The 16,410-nt window shown below is 60.3% G+C and carries 17 protein-coding genes; 2 read left to right on the forward strand and 15 right to left on the reverse strand.

All coding sequences use genetic code 11. The features are described 5' to 3' along the window. Positions 1–108 precede the first annotated feature (108 nt). Complete coding sequence (locus GWK63_RS05360) at positions 109–1,089, forward strand: diacylglycerol/lipid kinase family protein (protein ID WP_007400082.1); 981 nt, start codon at positions 109–111, stop codon at positions 1,087–1,089. 7 nt (positions 1,090–1,096) lie between these two features. Beyond that, on the forward strand, positions 1,097–2,071 hold the full coding sequence (locus GWK63_RS05365) for a protein-tyrosine phosphatase family protein (protein ID WP_007400083.1): 975 nt from the start codon (positions 1,097–1,099) through the stop codon (positions 2,069–2,071). On the opposite strand, the gene spt is transcribed toward GWK63_RS05365, so the two are convergent. The 15 genes from spt to GWK63_RS05445 all read right to left on the reverse strand — a co-directional run bounded on the left by spt (position 2,055) and on the right by GWK63_RS05445 (position 16,382). Further along, a complete protein-coding gene (gene spt / locus GWK63_RS05370) occupies positions 2,055–3,257 on the reverse strand; it encodes a serine palmitoyltransferase (protein ID WP_007400084.1) in 1,203 nt (400 codons plus the stop codon). The two genes, GWK63_RS05365 and spt, sit on opposite strands and share 17 nt — an antisense overlap. Before the next feature lie 6 nt (positions 3,258–3,263). Continuing rightward, positions 3,264–3,515: an acyl carrier protein gene (locus GWK63_RS05375; protein WP_007400085.1), complete on the reverse strand. Its 252-nt coding sequence runs from the start codon at positions 3,513–3,515 to the stop codon at positions 3,264–3,266. Positions 3,516–3,701: 186 nt separating this feature from the next. Beyond that, the gene (locus GWK63_RS05380; protein ID WP_172459707.1) at positions 3,702–5,441 is read right to left on the reverse strand and encodes a fatty acyl-AMP ligase; all 1,740 of its coding nucleotides are present in this window, start codon (positions 5,439–5,441) and stop codon (positions 3,702–3,704) included. A 53-nt stretch (positions 5,442–5,494) separates the two neighbouring features. Continuing rightward, complete coding sequence (locus GWK63_RS05385) at positions 5,495–6,628, reverse strand: hypothetical protein (protein WP_007400087.1); 1,134 nt, start codon at positions 6,626–6,628, stop codon at positions 5,495–5,497. A gap of 858 nt (positions 6,629–7,486) precedes the next feature. Then, positions 7,487–7,951, reverse strand: a complete 465-nt coding sequence (locus tag GWK63_RS05395; protein ID WP_223846640.1) for a hypothetical protein — start codon at positions 7,949–7,951, stop codon at positions 7,487–7,489. Positions 7,952–7,964: 13 nt separating this feature from the next. Then, complete coding sequence (locus GWK63_RS17205) at positions 7,965–8,366, reverse strand: hypothetical protein (RefSeq protein ID WP_223846641.1); 402 nt, start codon at positions 8,364–8,366, stop codon at positions 7,965–7,967. Positions 8,367–8,640: 274 nt separating this feature from the next. Next, positions 8,641–9,111, reverse strand: coding sequence for a hypothetical protein (locus tag GWK63_RS05405; protein WP_112209937.1), 471 nt, complete (start codon positions 9,109–9,111; stop codon positions 8,641–8,643). Positions 9,112–9,298: 187 nt separating this feature from the next. Then, complete coding sequence (locus tag GWK63_RS05410) at positions 9,299–9,577, reverse strand: helix-turn-helix domain-containing protein (protein ID WP_039736545.1); 279 nt, start codon at positions 9,575–9,577, stop codon at positions 9,299–9,301. Beyond that, positions 9,546–9,764, reverse strand: coding sequence for a BrnT family toxin (locus tag GWK63_RS05415; protein WP_223846694.1), 219 nt, complete (start codon positions 9,762–9,764; stop codon positions 9,546–9,548). Before GWK63_RS05415 ends, GWK63_RS05410 begins: the two co-directional genes overlap by 32 nt. 960 nt (positions 9,765–10,724) lie before the next feature. Then, on the reverse strand, positions 10,725–11,270 hold the full coding sequence (locus GWK63_RS05420) for a hypothetical protein (protein ID WP_010515535.1): 546 nt from the start codon (positions 11,268–11,270) through the stop codon (positions 10,725–10,727). A 17-nt stretch (positions 11,271–11,287) separates the two neighbouring features. Next, the gene (locus tag GWK63_RS05425) at positions 11,288–11,989 is read right to left on the reverse strand and encodes a hypothetical protein (RefSeq protein ID WP_223846642.1); all 702 of its coding nucleotides are present in this window, start codon (positions 11,987–11,989) and stop codon (positions 11,288–11,290) included. A gap of 531 nt (positions 11,990–12,520) precedes the next feature. Beyond that, positions 12,521–13,759: a DotG/IcmE/VirB10 family protein gene (locus GWK63_RS05430; RefSeq protein WP_112209940.1), complete on the reverse strand. Its 1,239-nt coding sequence runs from the start codon at positions 13,757–13,759 to the stop codon at positions 12,521–12,523. Further along, on the reverse strand, positions 13,759–14,739 hold the full coding sequence (locus GWK63_RS05435) for a DotH/IcmK family type IV secretion protein (protein WP_112209942.1): 981 nt from the start codon (positions 14,737–14,739) through the stop codon (positions 13,759–13,761). The genes GWK63_RS05430 and GWK63_RS05435 overlap by 1 nt, the downstream gene beginning before the upstream one ends. Further along, a complete protein-coding gene (locus tag GWK63_RS05440) occupies positions 14,736–15,371 on the reverse strand; it encodes a DotI/IcmL/TraM family protein (RefSeq protein WP_053323851.1) in 636 nt (211 codons plus the stop codon). Before GWK63_RS05440 ends, GWK63_RS05435 begins: the two co-directional genes overlap by 4 nt. A 132-nt stretch (positions 15,372–15,503) precedes the next feature. Beyond that, entirely contained in the window at positions 15,504–16,382 is an 879-nt protein-coding gene (locus GWK63_RS05445; protein WP_172459708.1) for a hypothetical protein, read from the reverse strand. Positions 16,383–16,410: the final 28 nt, after the last annotated feature.

Raw genomic sequence — 16,410 nt, forward strand, 5'->3', positions numbered from 1 at the left:
TGTGCCAGACCACCACAGGGGGGACACCATCTTTTCGTGCCTTGCAATAGAAGGCAGATGGTTGCTTATGGCCTGTAAGTCAAATTTCAGACAGGGATGGGATAATCAGTGACCGGACGTTTTGCGCTTGTTTACAACCCGCGCAGCCGGCGGAATATGGGCGACACGAGTACCTATGCCCAGACGGCCCGGGCACTGCTGGGAAGCAGTTTCATCGATCCGGCTGATCGTTCCCGTCTGGATGCCCATGTTGCCGAACTGGCCGCATGCGCCATGGACTGTATTGTCATAGATGGCGGGGACGGAACGGTAAGCGATGTGCTGAGCGCCGTGCATCGCCATTACGCCCCTGACCGCCTGCCGGCCATTGCCGTCCTGCCTTCGGGCAATACCAACCTGATTGCGGGGGATGTGGGCTTTGGCCTGCGTGGCACCCCGGCACTGGAACGGCTGCAGCAGCTTGCCCTGTCCGACCGGCTGCGGCGCAACGTGCGCAGGCGCTGCGGGCTGGTGGTGCAATGGCCCGATAGCGATGGCCGGCCCCCGGTCGTGGGCATGTTTCACGGGGCGGCGGCCTTCACGCGCGGCATAGAACTGGCCCACCAGCCCGCAATCCTGAACAACTATTCCCATGAGATGGCGGTGATCGTCTCCTTCCTGTCATCCGTTGCGCGCCTGCTCACGCGCCGTTCCCGGCAGGAATGGATGCAGGGGGACCCCATGACGGTCCTGCCCGGGCAGACGGCACGGCTGGATGGCAACTGCTTCCTGTTCCTGTCCACCACCCTCCAGCGGCTGCCCTATCGCATATGGCCGTTCTGGACGGGGCGCGGCATGCGTGACGATGCCATCAATTTCCTGCATGTGGCAGGCCATCCGGTCCGGCTGGCGGCTGCGGCATGGGCGCTGCTGCGTGGACGGCAGCCCGCATGGCTGCGCCATAGCCCCGATTACAGCAGCGGCTGCGAGGACCGGATCGAAATGCTGCTGCATTCCGACTTCGTGCTGGACGGAGAGGTCTTTTCCCCCGGTGCGGCCGGGCGCATCATCCTGTCCGCCACCGCCCCCATAGATTTCATCCATGCCTGAAGGAGCGATGACCATGCCCCAGCCCGCACCGACAGGCCGCCTGGCTGCCGCTGGCCGGATCGCGCACCTGCTGGCCGGTGAACTGGTCCAGCCGGTTGCTCCGTCTGTTACGGCGTTCGTGGCGCAGCTTGTCGGCGGGGCGCAGCCCCTGGGCGTGATCTTTTACGGTTCGATCCTGCGTGCATCGGACCCTGACGGTATCCTGGACTTTTATGTCATCGTTGAGCGGCTGGAAGACTGGGGATCGCGCCCCCTGGCACGCGAGGCCAACCGGCTGCTGCCCCCCAATGTCGAATATCATGAAATTCCCGTGGACGGGCGCATCATCCGCGCCAAGGTTGCCATCCTGTCCATAGCGCAGTTCCGGCGCATGACGGGGCGGGCATCGCTGGATACCACGGTGTGGGCGCGTTTCTGTCAGCCGGTACGTCTGGTATGGGTGCGCGGGCCGGAGGCGGCGGATGCCATCCTGGCCTGCATCGTGCGCGCGGTGGCGCAGGCGGGACGCTGGGCGGCGGCGCTGGGGCCTGCGTCAGGCACGGCGGATGATTTCTGGCTGGCCCTGTTCAGCCATACCTATGCCGCGGAGCTGCGGGTGGAGAACGGGCGCAGGCCCCGGACCCTGCTGGAGGGGCATGAGCAGCGTTACAGGACCCTGCTGCCGGATATATGGCTGGCCGACGGCCTGCCCTTTGAACGCAGCGGGGATGTGCTTGCCCCCCGCCTTACGCCGGGCCTGCGCCGCAGGATGCGCGAAGGCTGGTGGCTGCGCGGGCGGCTGGGGCGTGTGCTGAACATCGGCAGGCTGGCCAAGGGGGCCTTCACGTTTGAAGGGGGCGCGCGCTACATCGCATGGAAAATACAGCGCCATTCCGGCATCGTTCTGCCGCTTGGCCCGTTTTCCGAACGGCACCCACTGATCTGCCTGCCGTATCTGTTGTGGAAGCTACGGCAGGCCGGTTTTTTCAGGCGGCGCGGTTGATCCCCATCTCGCCTGCCACCGTGGCAAAAATTTCCACTGCCCGGTCAATCTGCTCCGGCGTATGCGTCGCCATGACCGATGTCCGCAGGAGCGGGTGCTGGTCAGGCGTTGCGGGTGGTAGGCTGAGATTGACGTAAACCCCCAGGTCAAGCAGCCGGTTCCAGAAGGCGACCGCCGTCGGGACTTCGTCCAGAATGACGGACACGACAGGGCTGGCCTGCGGGCCCGTGCGCAGGCCGGCGGCCTGAAGCCCCGCATGCAGCCTGCGGGCGTTGTCCATAAGGCGGACCCGCAGTTCCGGCCGGTTTTCCAGCTCATCCAGCGCGGCCATGGTCGCGGCAATCACTTCCGGCGGAAGGGACGCGGTGAACATGTAGGGGCGCGAGCACAGGCGGATCAGGTCCAGTCCCGCATGGTTGGACACGCAGTATCCCCCCACCGTGCCAAGGCTTTTGGAGAAGGTGCCGACAACAAAGTCCACATCCGCTTCCACGCCATCGGCTTCCGCCACGCCCCGGCCATGTTCGCCCATCACGCCCACGGAATGGGCTTCGTCGGCCAGCAGCCATGCGCCGGTCTCACGCTTGACGGCCGCGAATTCCGCCATGGGCACCACATCGCCCATCATGGAATAGATGCCTTCAACAACAACCAGCTTCGCACCCGGCGTGCCATCCAGGCGGCGCAGGCGCTTGTGCAGGTCATCGGCATCATTGTGGCGGAAGCGGATCACCTGCGCATGGCCAAGGCGGCTGCCATCATAGATGCTGGCATGGCTGTCCGCATCCAGCAGCAGGTAATCGTCCTTGCCCGCCAGTGCCGAGATCGTACCCAGATTGGCCTGGTAGCCGGTGGAGAACACCATGCAGTGCTGACGCCTGAAGAACGCGCACAGACGTTCCTCCAGCTGGCGGTGGAGTCCCTGCGTGCCGTTGGCAATGCGCGAACCCGTGGTGCCCACCCCATATGCCCGGGCGGCCTTTACCGCAGCGTCGATCGCGGCAGGTGACTGGCTGAGACCCAGATAGTTGTTGGTCCCGAACAGCAGTGTCTCGCGCCCTTCGATCAGCCCGACCGTCGACGAAATGGGTTTTTCGATAACCACGTTGAAGGGGTTGCGGCCACCGCCGGCGGTGACAGCGGCCAGGGCTGATGCCAGCCCCTCATATTTCGAGAAAATTGACATGATGCGTCAGGACGCCTGCTTGAGGGAGACGATGCAGGCCGCCAGATCATCGATGGTGCGGATATCAGCCAGCCGGTCAAGCGGCACGGACACATCGAGGGTATCCTCGATTTCCATGACAAAATTCATGACGGCCAGTGAATCAAAGGCCAGATCTTCAACGATCTTGCTGCTGCCATTGATATCACGGGGAACCTTTGGGTTCGCCAGCAGCGTCTTCACGATCAGCGCGGAGACGCTCGCTACCGTTTCACTCATTCCTACATCCTTATGGCACGTCCAGCCTGCACACGGGCAGGGGAACAGCATGAATGACCTGCCCACGATCCATAAACCGGGGGTGGGGACTGTATTCGCCCCCTGATCGGAAGTCTTATGGGCGAAAAACTGGTTTTTGACCAGTCCCGCTTTGCGCGGACACCGGAGGCATGGCGCCCCCTGACGTCAGACGACCGATACGGACGAGGCTTCCAGTGGCTGGAAAGCGCCCGCCAGCAGCATTGCCTTTGCCCGTGCCCGCGTCAGCTTGCCCGATGATGTCTGGGGCAGGGTATGGGGCGGTACCAGGATGATGGACACATCCACCCCATGCTGGCGACGGAACAGGTTGGCCGTCTCGGTTTTCAGCGTTTCGCGGGCTTCGGGGGAGGAGGCGCGGCACTGCACCAGGGCCACGATCTTCTCGCCTTCATCTTCATCGACCGAGAATACAGCCACGTCGCGGCTGCGCAGGGTACTGATTTCCGTCTCGGCCGACCATTCCAGATCCTGCGGCCAGATGTTGCGGCCATTGATGATGATCAGGTCCTTGGCGCGCCCGGTCACGACAACCTGCCCATCCAGCATGTAGCCCAGGTCACCGGTGTTGAGCCAGCCTTCCGCGTCCACCACGCGCGCGGTTTCCTGCGGGCGGCGGAAATAGCCCTGCATGAGGCTGGGCCCGCGTACGAATACGGTGCCGACCTTGCGGTCCGACAGCACGCGGCCTTCGCTGTCACGGACTTCCAGCTCGTGCTGGGGCAGGACCGCGCCGCAGATGACAAAGGTGCGCAGCGCGCGTGCCGGGTCGTTGGATGGTACGGCCTCGCCGCGTGTCTCAAGGGCACGCAGGTCGATCGTATCCGTACGGATGCCCGACCCCAGTGGCGCGAAGCTTATGGCCAGCGTTGCTTCCGCCATGCCGTAGCTGGCGGTGAACGCCCGGCTGTCAAAACCGGCGGATGCGAAGCGCTGCGCGAAATCTTCCAGGATATGGTAGCGGATCATGTCCCCGCCGATACCCGCGACGCGCCATGTCGAGAGATCCAGTTCGATCGATGTGGCACGTCGGGCGCACAGTTCGTAACCGAAGGACGGGCTGTATGAAATCGTACCGCGGTTGCGGCTGATCAGGTCCAGCCACACATGGGGGCGGCGCGCGAACTCACGCGTGGGCAGCATGTCCACGCTGAGCTGACAAGTCATGGGGGTCAGGAAGAATCCCACGAGTCCCATGTCATGGTAAAGCGGCAGCCAGGAAACGCAGCGGTCTCCTGTTTCCCGTACCTTCAGCCCGTTCAGGGCGATGGCATGGGCATTCGCCATGCCCGAACGCTGCGTGACCGCAATGCCCATGGGGAAGCGCGTGCTGCCCGATGAGAACTGCAGGTAGGACAGGTCATCCGGCCGGACGGCTGGCAGGGTCTCGACGGTAATGGGCATTTCCAGCAGCCGGGCGGGCGTGCCGGAGAACTTCAGGTCAAGGCCATTCGTGATTTCATCTGTCCAGCCGGCAATGATCTCGGCAATGACCACGGCGGAAGCGGCAGCACCCTCGATCATGCCCCGCAATGTGGCGACATAACCCTCACGCCCACCAAAGGCCACGGGCAGCGGCAGCGGGGCGGGCACAAGCCCGGCATACTGGCAGCCAAAGAAGATGCGTGCGAAATCGCCATCGCTTTCGGCCACGATGGCCACGCGCTCACCCGGCTCAAGCCCCAGGGAAAGCAGGCGCCTGCCGGTCTCGATCGCCTGCTCGCGCAGGGTGCTGTAGGGCAGTGCCTCAAGCAGTACACCCTTGCCAGAGTAGATGTTGAAACCGCTCTTGCCCTGTGCGGCATAATCCAGCGCAGCCGGGAACGTCGGGAAATTGCCGTAACGACGCGGCAGACCAGAATCGGAGGGGGTCGGGAGGCTTATCATTTCCGGTAATGTGACTTCCACAGACGTAACTTGAAACGGCGAATGGGCGGTGTTCAACCAATTACCCTCAAAAAGTCAATGATCGATTTCGCGCCCTTGGCTGCCGTATCCTGTGGCGCCGCAAACCCGAAGGTCTCCCATATATACTCTTTTTGTCGATCAAGGAAATTTGCATGCGACAGGAAAGCACTGTCAAGGGCAGGACCCAGGTCATCCACGCTGTCCAGCACGTCCCCCAGGGTCCAACTCTGGTAATTGGGATCGTCCCGCCACCGGGTATGATGGGCGTTCAGGAACAGGCAGGGTCTTGGTTTTATCAGGAATTCACTGACCTGGCTGCTCACGTCGCCCAGATACAGGTCTGAACCCATGGTATAGGTCATATCGACACTTCTGTCGCTGCCCGGATCAATAATCATGTGAGGCTGGTCGGTAAAGGGGGCCAGCATTTTCATGGCTCTGGCGCGGTTTGTGTCGAACAGTCGGTAATGGGGGGCGAACACCAGATTGTATTTTGTCTGTCGGGCGAAATACCGCAGGATATCCATGCCAAATCGTGGCCATGACGACAGGCCCAGGCTGAAATGCGGGTTATAGAGTATGGTCGGCCGTCCGTTGGGGAACAGGGGGGCATTCCTGGCATGCCGGCGGCGTACCATGTCGAATTTGGCGTAGACTCCTGATGTATAGTGCCCTGGCCGCAGGGCGCCGCTTTCAAGCAGGCGGGCTTCCACCTTGTGGCCCGCCATCAGGATGTAATCGAATTTCGCCGCATCATGCGCAAAGCCTATGGCCCTGTCGCCCGCGCCGTGCCGGGTCCAGATCAGCCGGGGATGATGTACGCCCATCTTGCGGAGCAGGAGGGATGTACGTTCCGGCACTACGATGGCCTGAAATCTGTTGAAATAATTTCTGTTCAGAAAAAGCACCGCTATCTTGCCCAGCGGGGTCGGGCCATGGCGCTGGACATGTCGGCGGAGCCAGTCCGGCATCTTCAGGATATCAAAGACAACCCGCGCATCAGGATAGAGTCTGGACAGATTGCGGATGCGGGAATCGCGCTCGGCTGTCAGGCTGGCAATATGGATCGTGACGTCTGGATCAAGCCGGGCCATTTCCAGCGCGATGGGAAGCGAGTGGAATTCCTGATGTGGCTGGGCAAGATAGGGGAACAGGATATGTGACACTTAGATAATAAACCTGACGCAAACCTTAAAAGGAAGACAGCCGCAACAGTTTAGCCCGAATGATTTCATGAGATGAACTAACCAAGAGTAACATATCATATCGGTCATGCGGGGCGGCCGACATTTCATATAGGCTGCCCAGCGCATGCGGACCCTGATCCGCGACCCGGATGGATTGCCATCCCGGCATCCATTTGCGGCCGAAGCAGGGCAGGGAAACCAGCGACAGGAGACAGGGAGGGGCCTGCCCCTCCTTTTTTCACATAAATATCTTTTTTTCTTCGTTTTTTTGGTTCGCATTGTGAATGTTAAGTGGGGTTTATGGCGGATTTCCGTTGTTTTCCTGTGTTTTGGGGGTAGCGTTGACAGGGTGGGCCAATATCCGTAAAAGCCCCTTCACCGGACGGCGCTGCTGCTCCGGCGGGTCTTTGACAAGAGAATAGAGAGAGTATCTGGAAGGGATATGCTGGCGGCGCGGTTGTTGCTCTTTAGGGGGTGATGATTGGCGGCCTGGACTGGGTGAGACTGGTCTAGGGTAGCTTGGCGTATCTTTTTAGGAATATGCGTTGAGTGTTTTGAAGCTGTATGCGGGTTTATCCTGTTTTATGGTTAAGAAGCCTGGACTGGCTCTGTTTATTTTACGTCGTCCACATCGAAGGTGCCAGCTATCGCCTGCGCCAGCATGCCGATCTGATCCCCGAGCATACACGGGCCCACGCCAATCTGATGCCACCGGCAGCGCCAAAGCGCCGCGGTAGGCCCCCAAAGCATGGAGCTATCGATCACCTCAATGGCTGATCACCATATCCGTGCTGGGGAATTTTCCGACAGCACATGTGGGGAATTTTGAAACAGCATTTACACCTGTTTGCGGTCCTCACGCGTCAGCACGCTGGGCCGGGTCCACAGGACGTAACAGGTGGCCTCCCAGCGCATGACGTTTGGCCAGCGCCGGCGCCTCTCTTCGATGACGTCCGAAAGGTCCGCTCCGATCTGTCTGGCTATGGACCGGCAACCATTGAGACTCAGGCGGTCAATCTCGATACCTGAGCGCTCGGGATCGGAAATATACCATCCCACAATGGCATGGCCACGCTCTTCAAGTAGACCCTGCAGTTCAATACGCTGCTGCTCGGCGAGCGCTTCCACTTCCTGCCGCGTGCACATGCGACGCAGGCCATTGATGCGCAGTACGGAGACATATTCACCGCGTTTGGTGATGAGATGGTCCCCGTGCGTACTTTCCACATCGCAGAACGAGGCAAGGGGCTGGCGTAGCCCGAGGCTGATGCCGGCCAGCAGACTGGAAAGAATGCCGCCCATCGATGTGATCCTGTCATGTCATGATCGGTTGGGGATCGGTGTCAAGCCATTGCCTGACAAGCGCCGGGTAGACATCTGTGGCGCCGTCATAGAGACGGCCCAAGGGGAGGAGCCGGATGCCGTCCATCAGGGCGGTCGCGCTTTCATTGATCTGTGGGGCCGCCCGGTTCGCCATCAGCAGGGCAGTCGCCAGTAGCCGGGGTGACGTTGTCTCCAGCCGCCGCCGGGCTTCGGCAGTGCGCGCGTGCAGGGCGCGGAGCACAGCGAGAGCGCTTTTGCATTGCGCAGGCATCATCGCGGTATCCGCCCCTGACGCGATCGCGTCTATTGCACGATGCCAGACGGCATCCTGTCCGTTTGGCCCATTGCCGAGCGTCTGCATGAGGGTCTGATGCGCGCAGCGGGTCAGGGTCATGATGCGGGTCTGCGGCAGTTTCGGCCACCATATCAGGACGGCTTCGCGTTCAATGGCCGGACGGGTCGGATCCTGCAGGATGTTGCATAAGGCGCAGACAGGCCCGGGTCCGTCACCATGCCATGGAAACCTGCGACCAGGCGTTATCAGGCCGCAGCAGGCACATGTGAAAAGGCCCGGCTCACCCATCTCCCTGGCGCCTGGCGCTGACGGATCCCATGGGCGCGGCAGCAGCCGGAAAGACTGTGTGAGACGGGCCATTGCGATCGGGTTCCTAGCCGCCGCTCGTGAACTGATAGGCCTGAGCCTGCGTACCAACGGTTGCCGAGCCGCCGGACGCGGTGTTGGCAGCCTTGTTGATCCACTGCGGACCCGTTGCGAAAAGACCGCACAGCACGATGCCGGCGATTGCCATACCGACCTTTCCGGGCGAACGGTTCTGTTCGTTGCGGCTCTGCCAGGCCGCCCATACGCCGCCGATGAAGCAGATGAAGGCAGCGACATACATGCATGCTGCAGCGACAAAGCCGCCCGCTGTCAGCCCCTCCTGGGCGGTGGCCTGCATCTGGGCCCCGATACCGTTTGCGCTGCCGGTTGCGGATTGGGCCAGCGCATGGCTGGCAATGAGGATCGGGACGGCCAATGTGCCAAGTGCCGTGACGGCACGCTGGCTGTATCCGACCCGTTTGGTCAAGAGACGCGTCGATCGCCCCGTGTCGGGGATGCTTGTGCGAGAGAGGTTCATGGTCAAGGGCTCCGTTAAAGAGGGAGGCATGTCCCTCGGGGGAGTCTTCGGCCAGTAACATGCGACTGCGAATGTTTTTTCCGAAAAAATCTGTCTTATCGAATGGTATACTATGACTTCGGTATAAAAATGGCTATCCGGCGTTTGGGGTTGATGGGCTGAATCCCCGGTTCGTTGGGAAGGCAGCTCAGGCCACCGCCTGAGCTACCATATCGGGGTGCCGTCCGATGACCCGAACGTAGGCTACAGCGAAGTCGGGGGCCATCGCCCGTGCCTGCTCCCAGTCCCGTAACGTGCCGACAGGAACGCGGAAACGGCTGGCAAACTCGACCTGAGACAGACCGAGATCGTTACGGGTTTTACGGATCAACCGCGCCCTTTGCCCACGCTCCATGCCTTCGATGGATACCGCGCGGTCTTTGGAATCCGCCGGATCAGCAGGCAGAATGATATGCTCTCTCTTCACCTTTGTTGCTCCTTCTCACGGAAATGAAGCGGGGCAGATCGTCCCGCCAGACAAACACACCGGTGAACAGCTTCTCGCCCACGACGCCAACCACTTTGTAGCGATCCTCCTCATCCTCAATGCGGATGGTGGGCAAGATCAGGTGATTATCGTCCTCGAAAATACGGTCGCCAAAGGTCAGAGACAGCGTGTGCTTTTTTGGTTGGCGAGGTCTTTTGCGGGGTCAAACCTGTTATCCATGAGACGATAATACGGGATTACCGTAGTTATTGTAAAGTGAAAACTACGGGCATCCCGTAACTTTTAGCCATTTCGACAGGTCGCCATCAACCTCGTATGCCCGATAGCATAAAAATCCGGGGCATATATCTTTATCCAGAATCGCTCGAATCCTTAGTAATAACGAAATATTTCTTGTTTAATTTCTGGAAAATATGAACAGTAAGCGAAAGTGATCGAGCGTAGTTTAGGTACTACCGCGAATACACCCCTGTTTTTGCACGGACCTCAACTTTGATGGGCCTGTTACCCTCATTGTAAACAAGTTTCACACGGTCAACCGTTGGTTGGAATGGACGATAAATTTTCAATTATCCTTGATAGGCATTTTAGAAATACCATAACCAAGAACGCCAATGATGATTGGCATGCCAATGAAGGCGAAGAACTGCATAAAGGTCATTCTCGAAGCCCTCCTAAAACGGCTTGTGCCCGCTGATGGCGAAAATACGCCATTCCCAGCCAGAAAGCGACTCCCAAGATAACGATATGAGCAGGAACGCGGTTGGCTGTCAGATTAAAAAATGACGCAGCCAAAGGAGATAGAACACCTAGCGAAAGGCAAGATCCTGCAGCGGTATTCAGCAGGTTTGCCCGCAGCTTGGTCCGTTCGTTATGAACAGGATTACCCATCCCAGCCATCGCGTTCGGCGGCTTCAAGTTCCCTTGCGATCAGGCGGTGGATTGCTCCAGCACGGTTAATGCCCTGGCGCACGGCCATATGTGGCCATCTCTCCAGATGGGGCGCGCCCCGCTTTTTCGGGTTATTATTTCCCAATTTTATCATGTTTATCGGTTATCAAAAAAATGCGCAGGAAGAAAGTGTCGAACCTTGGCCAATCTCAGCGCTACGGGTTGGGTCATGATTTTAGCCGGACGTTGTCCAGTGGCTCAGGATCCAGGTTGCTTCCTTGACGGGGTTAAGGAGGATTACCCCGAAAACGAACTGGATGAGGCAACTGAGTTTTGAGCGGTTTGTTTTTCCGGTCGCCGACGCGTTCCACGCAACGACCGCCATGAACGCCGCCCAGGCGCCGAACATTTCGAAGAACAGGGCGAAATCACTGACGATTGACAGGATGGCATCCTCTGGGCCCGTCCCGGAAATGACGCTTCCGGTCGCGGCATCCGTATAGCCGGTGACAGAAGCTCCCAGCGAAACCTGCGTATCGAGACCGGCAGAGGTGGTGGACTTGGTGAGTATCCTGTCAAAGGTGGCAAAGACGCCAGAGAGGACAATCCCGATCCAGGGCACCCAGGGGCGCCCGACGAACGGGTTCTGGGGCTGGCGCTGCTGCCATAATCCCCATGCCCCGGTCAGGAAGGCAATCCACGCTGCAATATAGCAGGCCATTGGCAGCAGCCAGGCCATGGCGAGAGCGAGATCGTTGACGAGGTTGACCAGACCTTGCACGTCGATGTGTCCTTGCCTTACTGGATGATGCCGCGTTCAGCCTGGATCACCCACATCGTGCCGCGTTGGGAGATGGCGCGCACACGACCATATCCGCGGAGATCGGTGCCGATTTCGATTTCGGACTGCGGCGGTTGCCCGGCCGGCGCAGCGTCGTCCTGCACCATGGCAAGCTGGGGAGATGCGGCAAGTATCCGGTAGTGCGGCGTCCATGTCGGGGGCGGAGCAGGAGGCATCTGGCGCATTTTCGCTGTCCGGTACGCTGGAGATTGCGGCGGCGTTGGCGCCAGCTGCGGCTCGGCCGCCGCTGCTTCCAGGGCTGCCCGTGCCTTGTCGGCCGCGGCGCGTGTGGCGGCCGGTCCATCTGACGGGGGCGCTTCGGCGTCGGCCACGGCCCGTTTGGCTTCGAGGAGCGACATCCGGCGGTTGAGATCCGAAGCTTTTGCCGTATCTGCGATACGCAGCCGGTCAAGATCCTGCCGGAGTGCTGCGATGTCGCTGCGGGTCCGCTGCACCAGTGCTGCTTCTTCCGTTACAAGCTGCAGCACCTGCAACTGGTCGTCCGATGTCATGGGAGCAGCTTGCAGGCGGGTTGCTTTCTGGACCGCATCGTCCGTCGTAACAGCCTTTTCGATGCCAGTGTCGTGTTTCTGCGCGGGCGTGTTCTCGGTCGGCAGAGGTGCCGGTGTTGGGACGGCGGGATGGGGCGGCTTTTTCATAGCAAGGAGTGCCTTGAGATCCTCATCTGTAGCCGAGACCTGAGGTGCCGGGGGTGATGGCGATGATGTAGGTGAGTGCCCTGGCGCTGGAGACGCTTTGGGGCCTGATGGCAGCGGGGCGGAAATCATTCCGACTTCCTGGCCCACGGGAGACGCCTGCCTCTTTGCTATGCCCATCACGAGGAAGAGGGAGAGCAGACTGCCGACGGCGGTGCCCGCGATCATGACCTGCCTGCGACGCGGAAGCGCCCTGAAAAGGGCCATTGCATGTGGAACGGGTCGGTTCCTGTCAGGTGCTGCTGTCACAGGTTGCGGGTGAGGGGAGGGAGGCTCGGCAATTATGTCCGCCTCGGGCGAAGGGTCAGGCTCGGGCATTGTGCCCAGCTTGCGGAACGGAACAGATTCGATGCCGCGATCCGCGCTGAACGGATCCCGGGACGTCGTTGCGGTTGCGGCTGAGGTCATGGTGAATGCTGCCTTCTGGTAGAGAGTGCAGAATTCGCCAATATCATGCGACCGGTGCTCGAAAACTTACTTCTTCATGACGACGTCCGACATGAAGATCACGCCAACACTGACCTGAGCGACAAGATTTACGCGCGGCTGGGTCGGCATCTGCTGCATGAGCGCGCTGTTGACCTGCGAGGCCGCTGCACCGGCCGCCACGCCCAGTTGTTGCGGAAAATTCAGTGACTGGACGTAGTTGACGTTGCCGAGGGCTCCGATCGAACCGGTCGTGTTCGACGTCATCTCGATCGCCTGCCCGAGCCCCTGGACAAAGGCGGCTGCGGCGGGAAGAACAAAGCGCTCAACGTATAGCTGGTCAACGCTTGAGGCTACCGCAGCTTCCATGGTGTCCGGCGCAACCACCATACCTTCGACCTGGATCGGGGTCGGATCATTCTTATGGAAGACCTGATCAACGCGGACAACCAGCCTGTTCAGATGTCCCCCGGCCCTTCTGACGGATGCTTTCATCCTGTCGCCAGCGAGTGGACCTGAATCAGCTTCCAGGATGATTTCTCCCCCGAGATCGCTGTTGGTTGCTGAAACCGTATGGGCGTAAATCCCCCGCCCGGCAGGAACAAGGACGCGGGAGAGGGCCGTCTGGGAATTTGCTGTCGCCGCCGAAGTTATTGAAGGGGAGACCACCGGTTTTTTTGTCTGCTCCCTTCCGGTTTCCGTCTTTTCATACAGGACATTTGTGACCGGAAAGCGTCCATCAAGACGGCCCGCGAGATCCATGATCGCATGTCTGTATGCGGTGATGGCGTCTTTCTGGAGCTGCGGGTCACGTGGCATGGCTGCACGGAAGGCTGCATCCGTCTGCACTGGTACGACGGGAACGCTTGGCACGACCTCAGGCGCGTGCGGGGCTGGCGCCGCGGCGGCCCTGGCCATCGCCGGGTTGGCGTCCGCCCCGACCTCCTGGGCGACTGCGGGCGGGGGAGGCTTGTCGTCGGGATGGGTGAGCGTGCCCGGCGCAATATCAGGTGAATACGACTGTCCCGCAGTCTGTGCCCGACCAGCCTCGTCGCGGATCTGATCTTCGCGGAGTTCCTGCTGACGCGGATTGGAATTCAGGCCGCCGGGCAGGGGGTTGGCGGCGGGCGGCCTGCCGGGGTCCGAGCGTGGAAGCTCCTTACGGTGGATGGTGGAGATGAGCAGCGTGACACCAAGAACGGTGCCGATACTCCCAAGGATTGCGAGCAGACGCCGGTTTCCGCCCCGCGACGCATCACTGAATAGCTGGTTGAATCTGGGTTTCATCACTGTGCGTCCCTGATATGGGCCGAGACCGTCCGTCCCGCATCGGAGAGAAGGACAACGGGGGACTCATGGAAGGCATAGAGCGTGTATCCCCCTTCACCGTGCTCCATGCTGTCCGAGGAGGGCGTCATGAGATGAAGGCGCGTGCGAAGATAGACCTCGTTTCCAATCCGCCAGGCGCGCACGTCGTCGGGTGAAATACCCTCGACGGCCAGCGGAACGGCTGACGCTGGTGGAATGCCGCTTAGCATGGCGTTCATGTAGGGCTCGCCTGTCGCGGGCACTCCGGGGCGGCTGTCGACCGGCTCCCGGGCATTGGGCCCTCCCTCGGACATGCGAACGGTCAGGTTGTCATCGTAGGATCCACGCCCCGCGATCAGCAGGAAGGAGACCGGCTTTGGCGCGTTCTGAAGCGTTACGAGCAGTCCACCTCTGGGCTGGAGCGACATCGGTTCGATATTGATGGTATTGGAGCCCTTGAACGGGACGCAGGTATAGAAACCCGTTGTCTCGACCGCAGGATTCCCGGCCGACGCGCCGCTTTTGCCGGAAGCACAGTTCGTGCTGCCGTCCGGGTTGGCGGAATTGCCAGACGTATTCCATGCGATCGGCCAGGGCTGTCCCGTGCTGTCCACGAAGGACAATGCGGTCGGATAGCCTTTTGTCGTAAAGATCAGGCTTGTCTGCTGACCAGGCGCAAAGGAGACACGGATCGCAGGGCGCGCATTAGGGGTCGCGAATTCCGTACCGACCTGCTCCGTGGCACGACGCACGTTCTTCAGGCGTTCCCCCAGCCGAAGGATTTCTTCGGGCGTGAACGGAATGGCCTCATGCTCGGCTTCATCTTCGGCTGCCTGATCCTGATCGTCTGCAGGTGTCGTTGCCGCAGGCCCGGGCTGTGATGGCTGCTGTGCGAGTGCCGCAAGTGGCAGGATGGACAGGGTCAGCGGAAAGAGAGAGAGAATTCGCACGGTTGTCACTCCCTCCCCGACGAGACGACAAGCTGTTCGATGGCCAGTCCATCCGGGTGATCCAGGTCCTCCACGCGATCAATCGTCACGGTTGCCATCAGCATTTGCGTATTCTGCTGGTTGACGTTTTCGCAGGTCTGGATGAAAGGAAACTGTATCACGTAGCGCGCGTGTCCCTGCACGACTGTCTCGGCGCGTACGGTCGCGGCCCGTGTCGGCTGCGCATAACAGAGCAGTTTTGCATCCCTGAGTTTCGCCAGATTCCCCTGCGTAATGAAAGACTTTGCAAAGGTGTTCCATCCGTTGAGCGTGTAGTGAGCGCCCGCGGTGTTCATCTGGGTTGGAAAATCACGATAGTTGATGTTGTAGGGTGCGATCGCCCATTTGACGGCCCAGCCGAGAAGCTGGTCCTGGCCAAGTACCGGACTGGTGAGGGCCACGGCCGGTCGGGGAGCATTCTGGCCGTCAACGTAGAAATAGAGGGGTGTGGGCGGGTGTGCACGGATATAGGCGTCGTGCGCCGCGAACACGATGACCACGCCCGCCAGTGCGATGTTGAGCAGCAGTGATCTGTCTACAACAATCCCCTGAAAGTCGGGGTCGGTAAGCCGCCTGGTTACTGCGGAATTAAACAGCCGCATGGCGCGCCTCCCTTACGGGGGCATGAAAAAAGGCGATCATCACTCTACTCTCATTTCCCGACGGTGATGAGAGCAGGCTGGAAGTCTATCTTGCGACCGGCACGTTTTTTCTTTGATGATTCCCGCTACTACTCAGGCGGCAATGCCATGCGTGGCGGCAATGCTGCGGCGGTATCGTCTGCTGACACGGTCGCCCCCCTTGCGGGTGGTCCAGAAAAAGCATCCGCTCTTGCAGAGGCATTCCCGCCGGATGTAGTGGTGTTCGCCGATATAATATTCGGCCCTCGCATGAATGAACCAGGGCACTTTGGCGCCGCGTCGTGGCGGAAGCTGCTCCCAGCAGCTTTGGGATTTCAGCGCGCTTTCCGAAATAAGGAAGTCCCGCGCAATTTCACGCGGGTTCTGAAATGCAAAATGGCGGTAGGCGATTTCAATGTTGGCGGCCTCGTGCCACCGTACCTTGTCTCCGCCCTTATGTCCTGTGAGGGTCAACCTGTTGAGGCTGTTCCTGACAAGCCATGTCCGTCCCCGCCGGGCTTCATGAGGAAGCAGGAAGGCCTGTTCCCATGTCAGGACAGCTTCGGGATCTGCGGGAATGGCGCTCCGCTTTTCGGCAAGTATGGTCTCCGCCTGTATTTTTGAAAGCCTGATGCGCGGTGGCAGGCCAAGCTGCTTTCTTTTTGCACGCACGCTCCCGGCCGAGCGGCCAAGCATCTCGGCTATGTCGGCGGTTTTATCACCACAGAGCCACCGTTGGCCGAGGATGAGTAGCTGGGTCCTTGTCCACGCTCCCCTGCGCGTAGACGCTTCATAAAAAACATTCCGGGGTCGGTCGGCCCATTGCGCAACTGACTCTTGCACATCCTGCACTGTCAGGGTGAGCATTGTCGCCACAAGGACCTCGTCGCGCAGCCTGGCATAAAGGGCGCGTGTCATTTCTGGTGTGGGATAGGTCTGAAGCCATGTAAACAGACCGTGTTTTATGACCTGGCCGAACGATGCTGACTTCATGGCGGTATGCCCTCGTCATCGCGTTTTC

This window comes from Komagataeibacter rhaeticus, assembly GCF_011611525.1.
Lineage (GTDB): Bacteria > Pseudomonadota > Alphaproteobacteria > Acetobacterales > Acetobacteraceae > Komagataeibacter > Komagataeibacter rhaeticus.

What these genes read in the sequence shown, in the direction of transcription:
- GWK63_RS05365 (WP_007400083.1), top strand. Translation starts at nt 1,097, where the DNA reads ATGACCATGCCCCAGCCCGCACCGACAGGCCGCCTGGCTGCCGCTGGC.
- spt (WP_007400084.1), bottom strand. Translation starts at nt 3,257, where the DNA reads ATGTCAATTTTCTCGAAATATGAGGGGCTGGCATCAGCCCTGGCCGCT.
- GWK63_RS05375 (WP_007400085.1), bottom strand. Translation starts at nt 3,515, where the DNA reads ATGAGTGAAACGGTAGCGAGCGTCTCCGCGCTGATCGTGAAGACGCTG.
- GWK63_RS05380 (WP_172459707.1), bottom strand. Translation starts at nt 5,441, where the DNA reads ATGATAAGCCTCCCGACCCCCTCCGATTCTGGTCTGCCGCGTCGTTAC.
- GWK63_RS05395 (WP_223846640.1), bottom strand. Translation starts at nt 7,951, where the DNA reads ATGGGCGGCATTCTTTCCAGTCTGCTGGCCGGCATCAGCCTCGGGCTA.
- GWK63_RS17205 (WP_223846641.1), bottom strand. Translation starts at nt 8,366, where the DNA reads ATGACCCTGACCCGCTGCGCGCATCAGACCCTCATGCAGACGCTCGGC.
- GWK63_RS05405 (WP_112209937.1), bottom strand. Translation starts at nt 9,111, where the DNA reads ATGAACCTCTCTCGCACAAGCATCCCCGACACGGGGCGATCGACGCGT.
- GWK63_RS05425 (WP_223846642.1), bottom strand. Translation starts at nt 11,989, where the DNA reads ATGAAAAAGCCGCCCCATCCCGCCGTCCCAACACCGGCACCTCTGCCG.
- GWK63_RS05430 (WP_112209940.1), bottom strand. Translation starts at nt 13,759, where the DNA reads ATGAAACCCAGATTCAACCAGCTATTCAGTGATGCGTCGCGGGGCGGA.
- GWK63_RS05440 (WP_053323851.1), bottom strand. Translation starts at nt 15,371, where the DNA reads ATGCGGCTGTTTAATTCCGCAGTAACCAGGCGGCTTACCGACCCCGAC.
- GWK63_RS05445 (WP_172459708.1), bottom strand. Translation starts at nt 16,382, where the DNA reads ATGAAGTCAGCATCGTTCGGCCAGGTCATAAAACACGGTCTGTTTACA.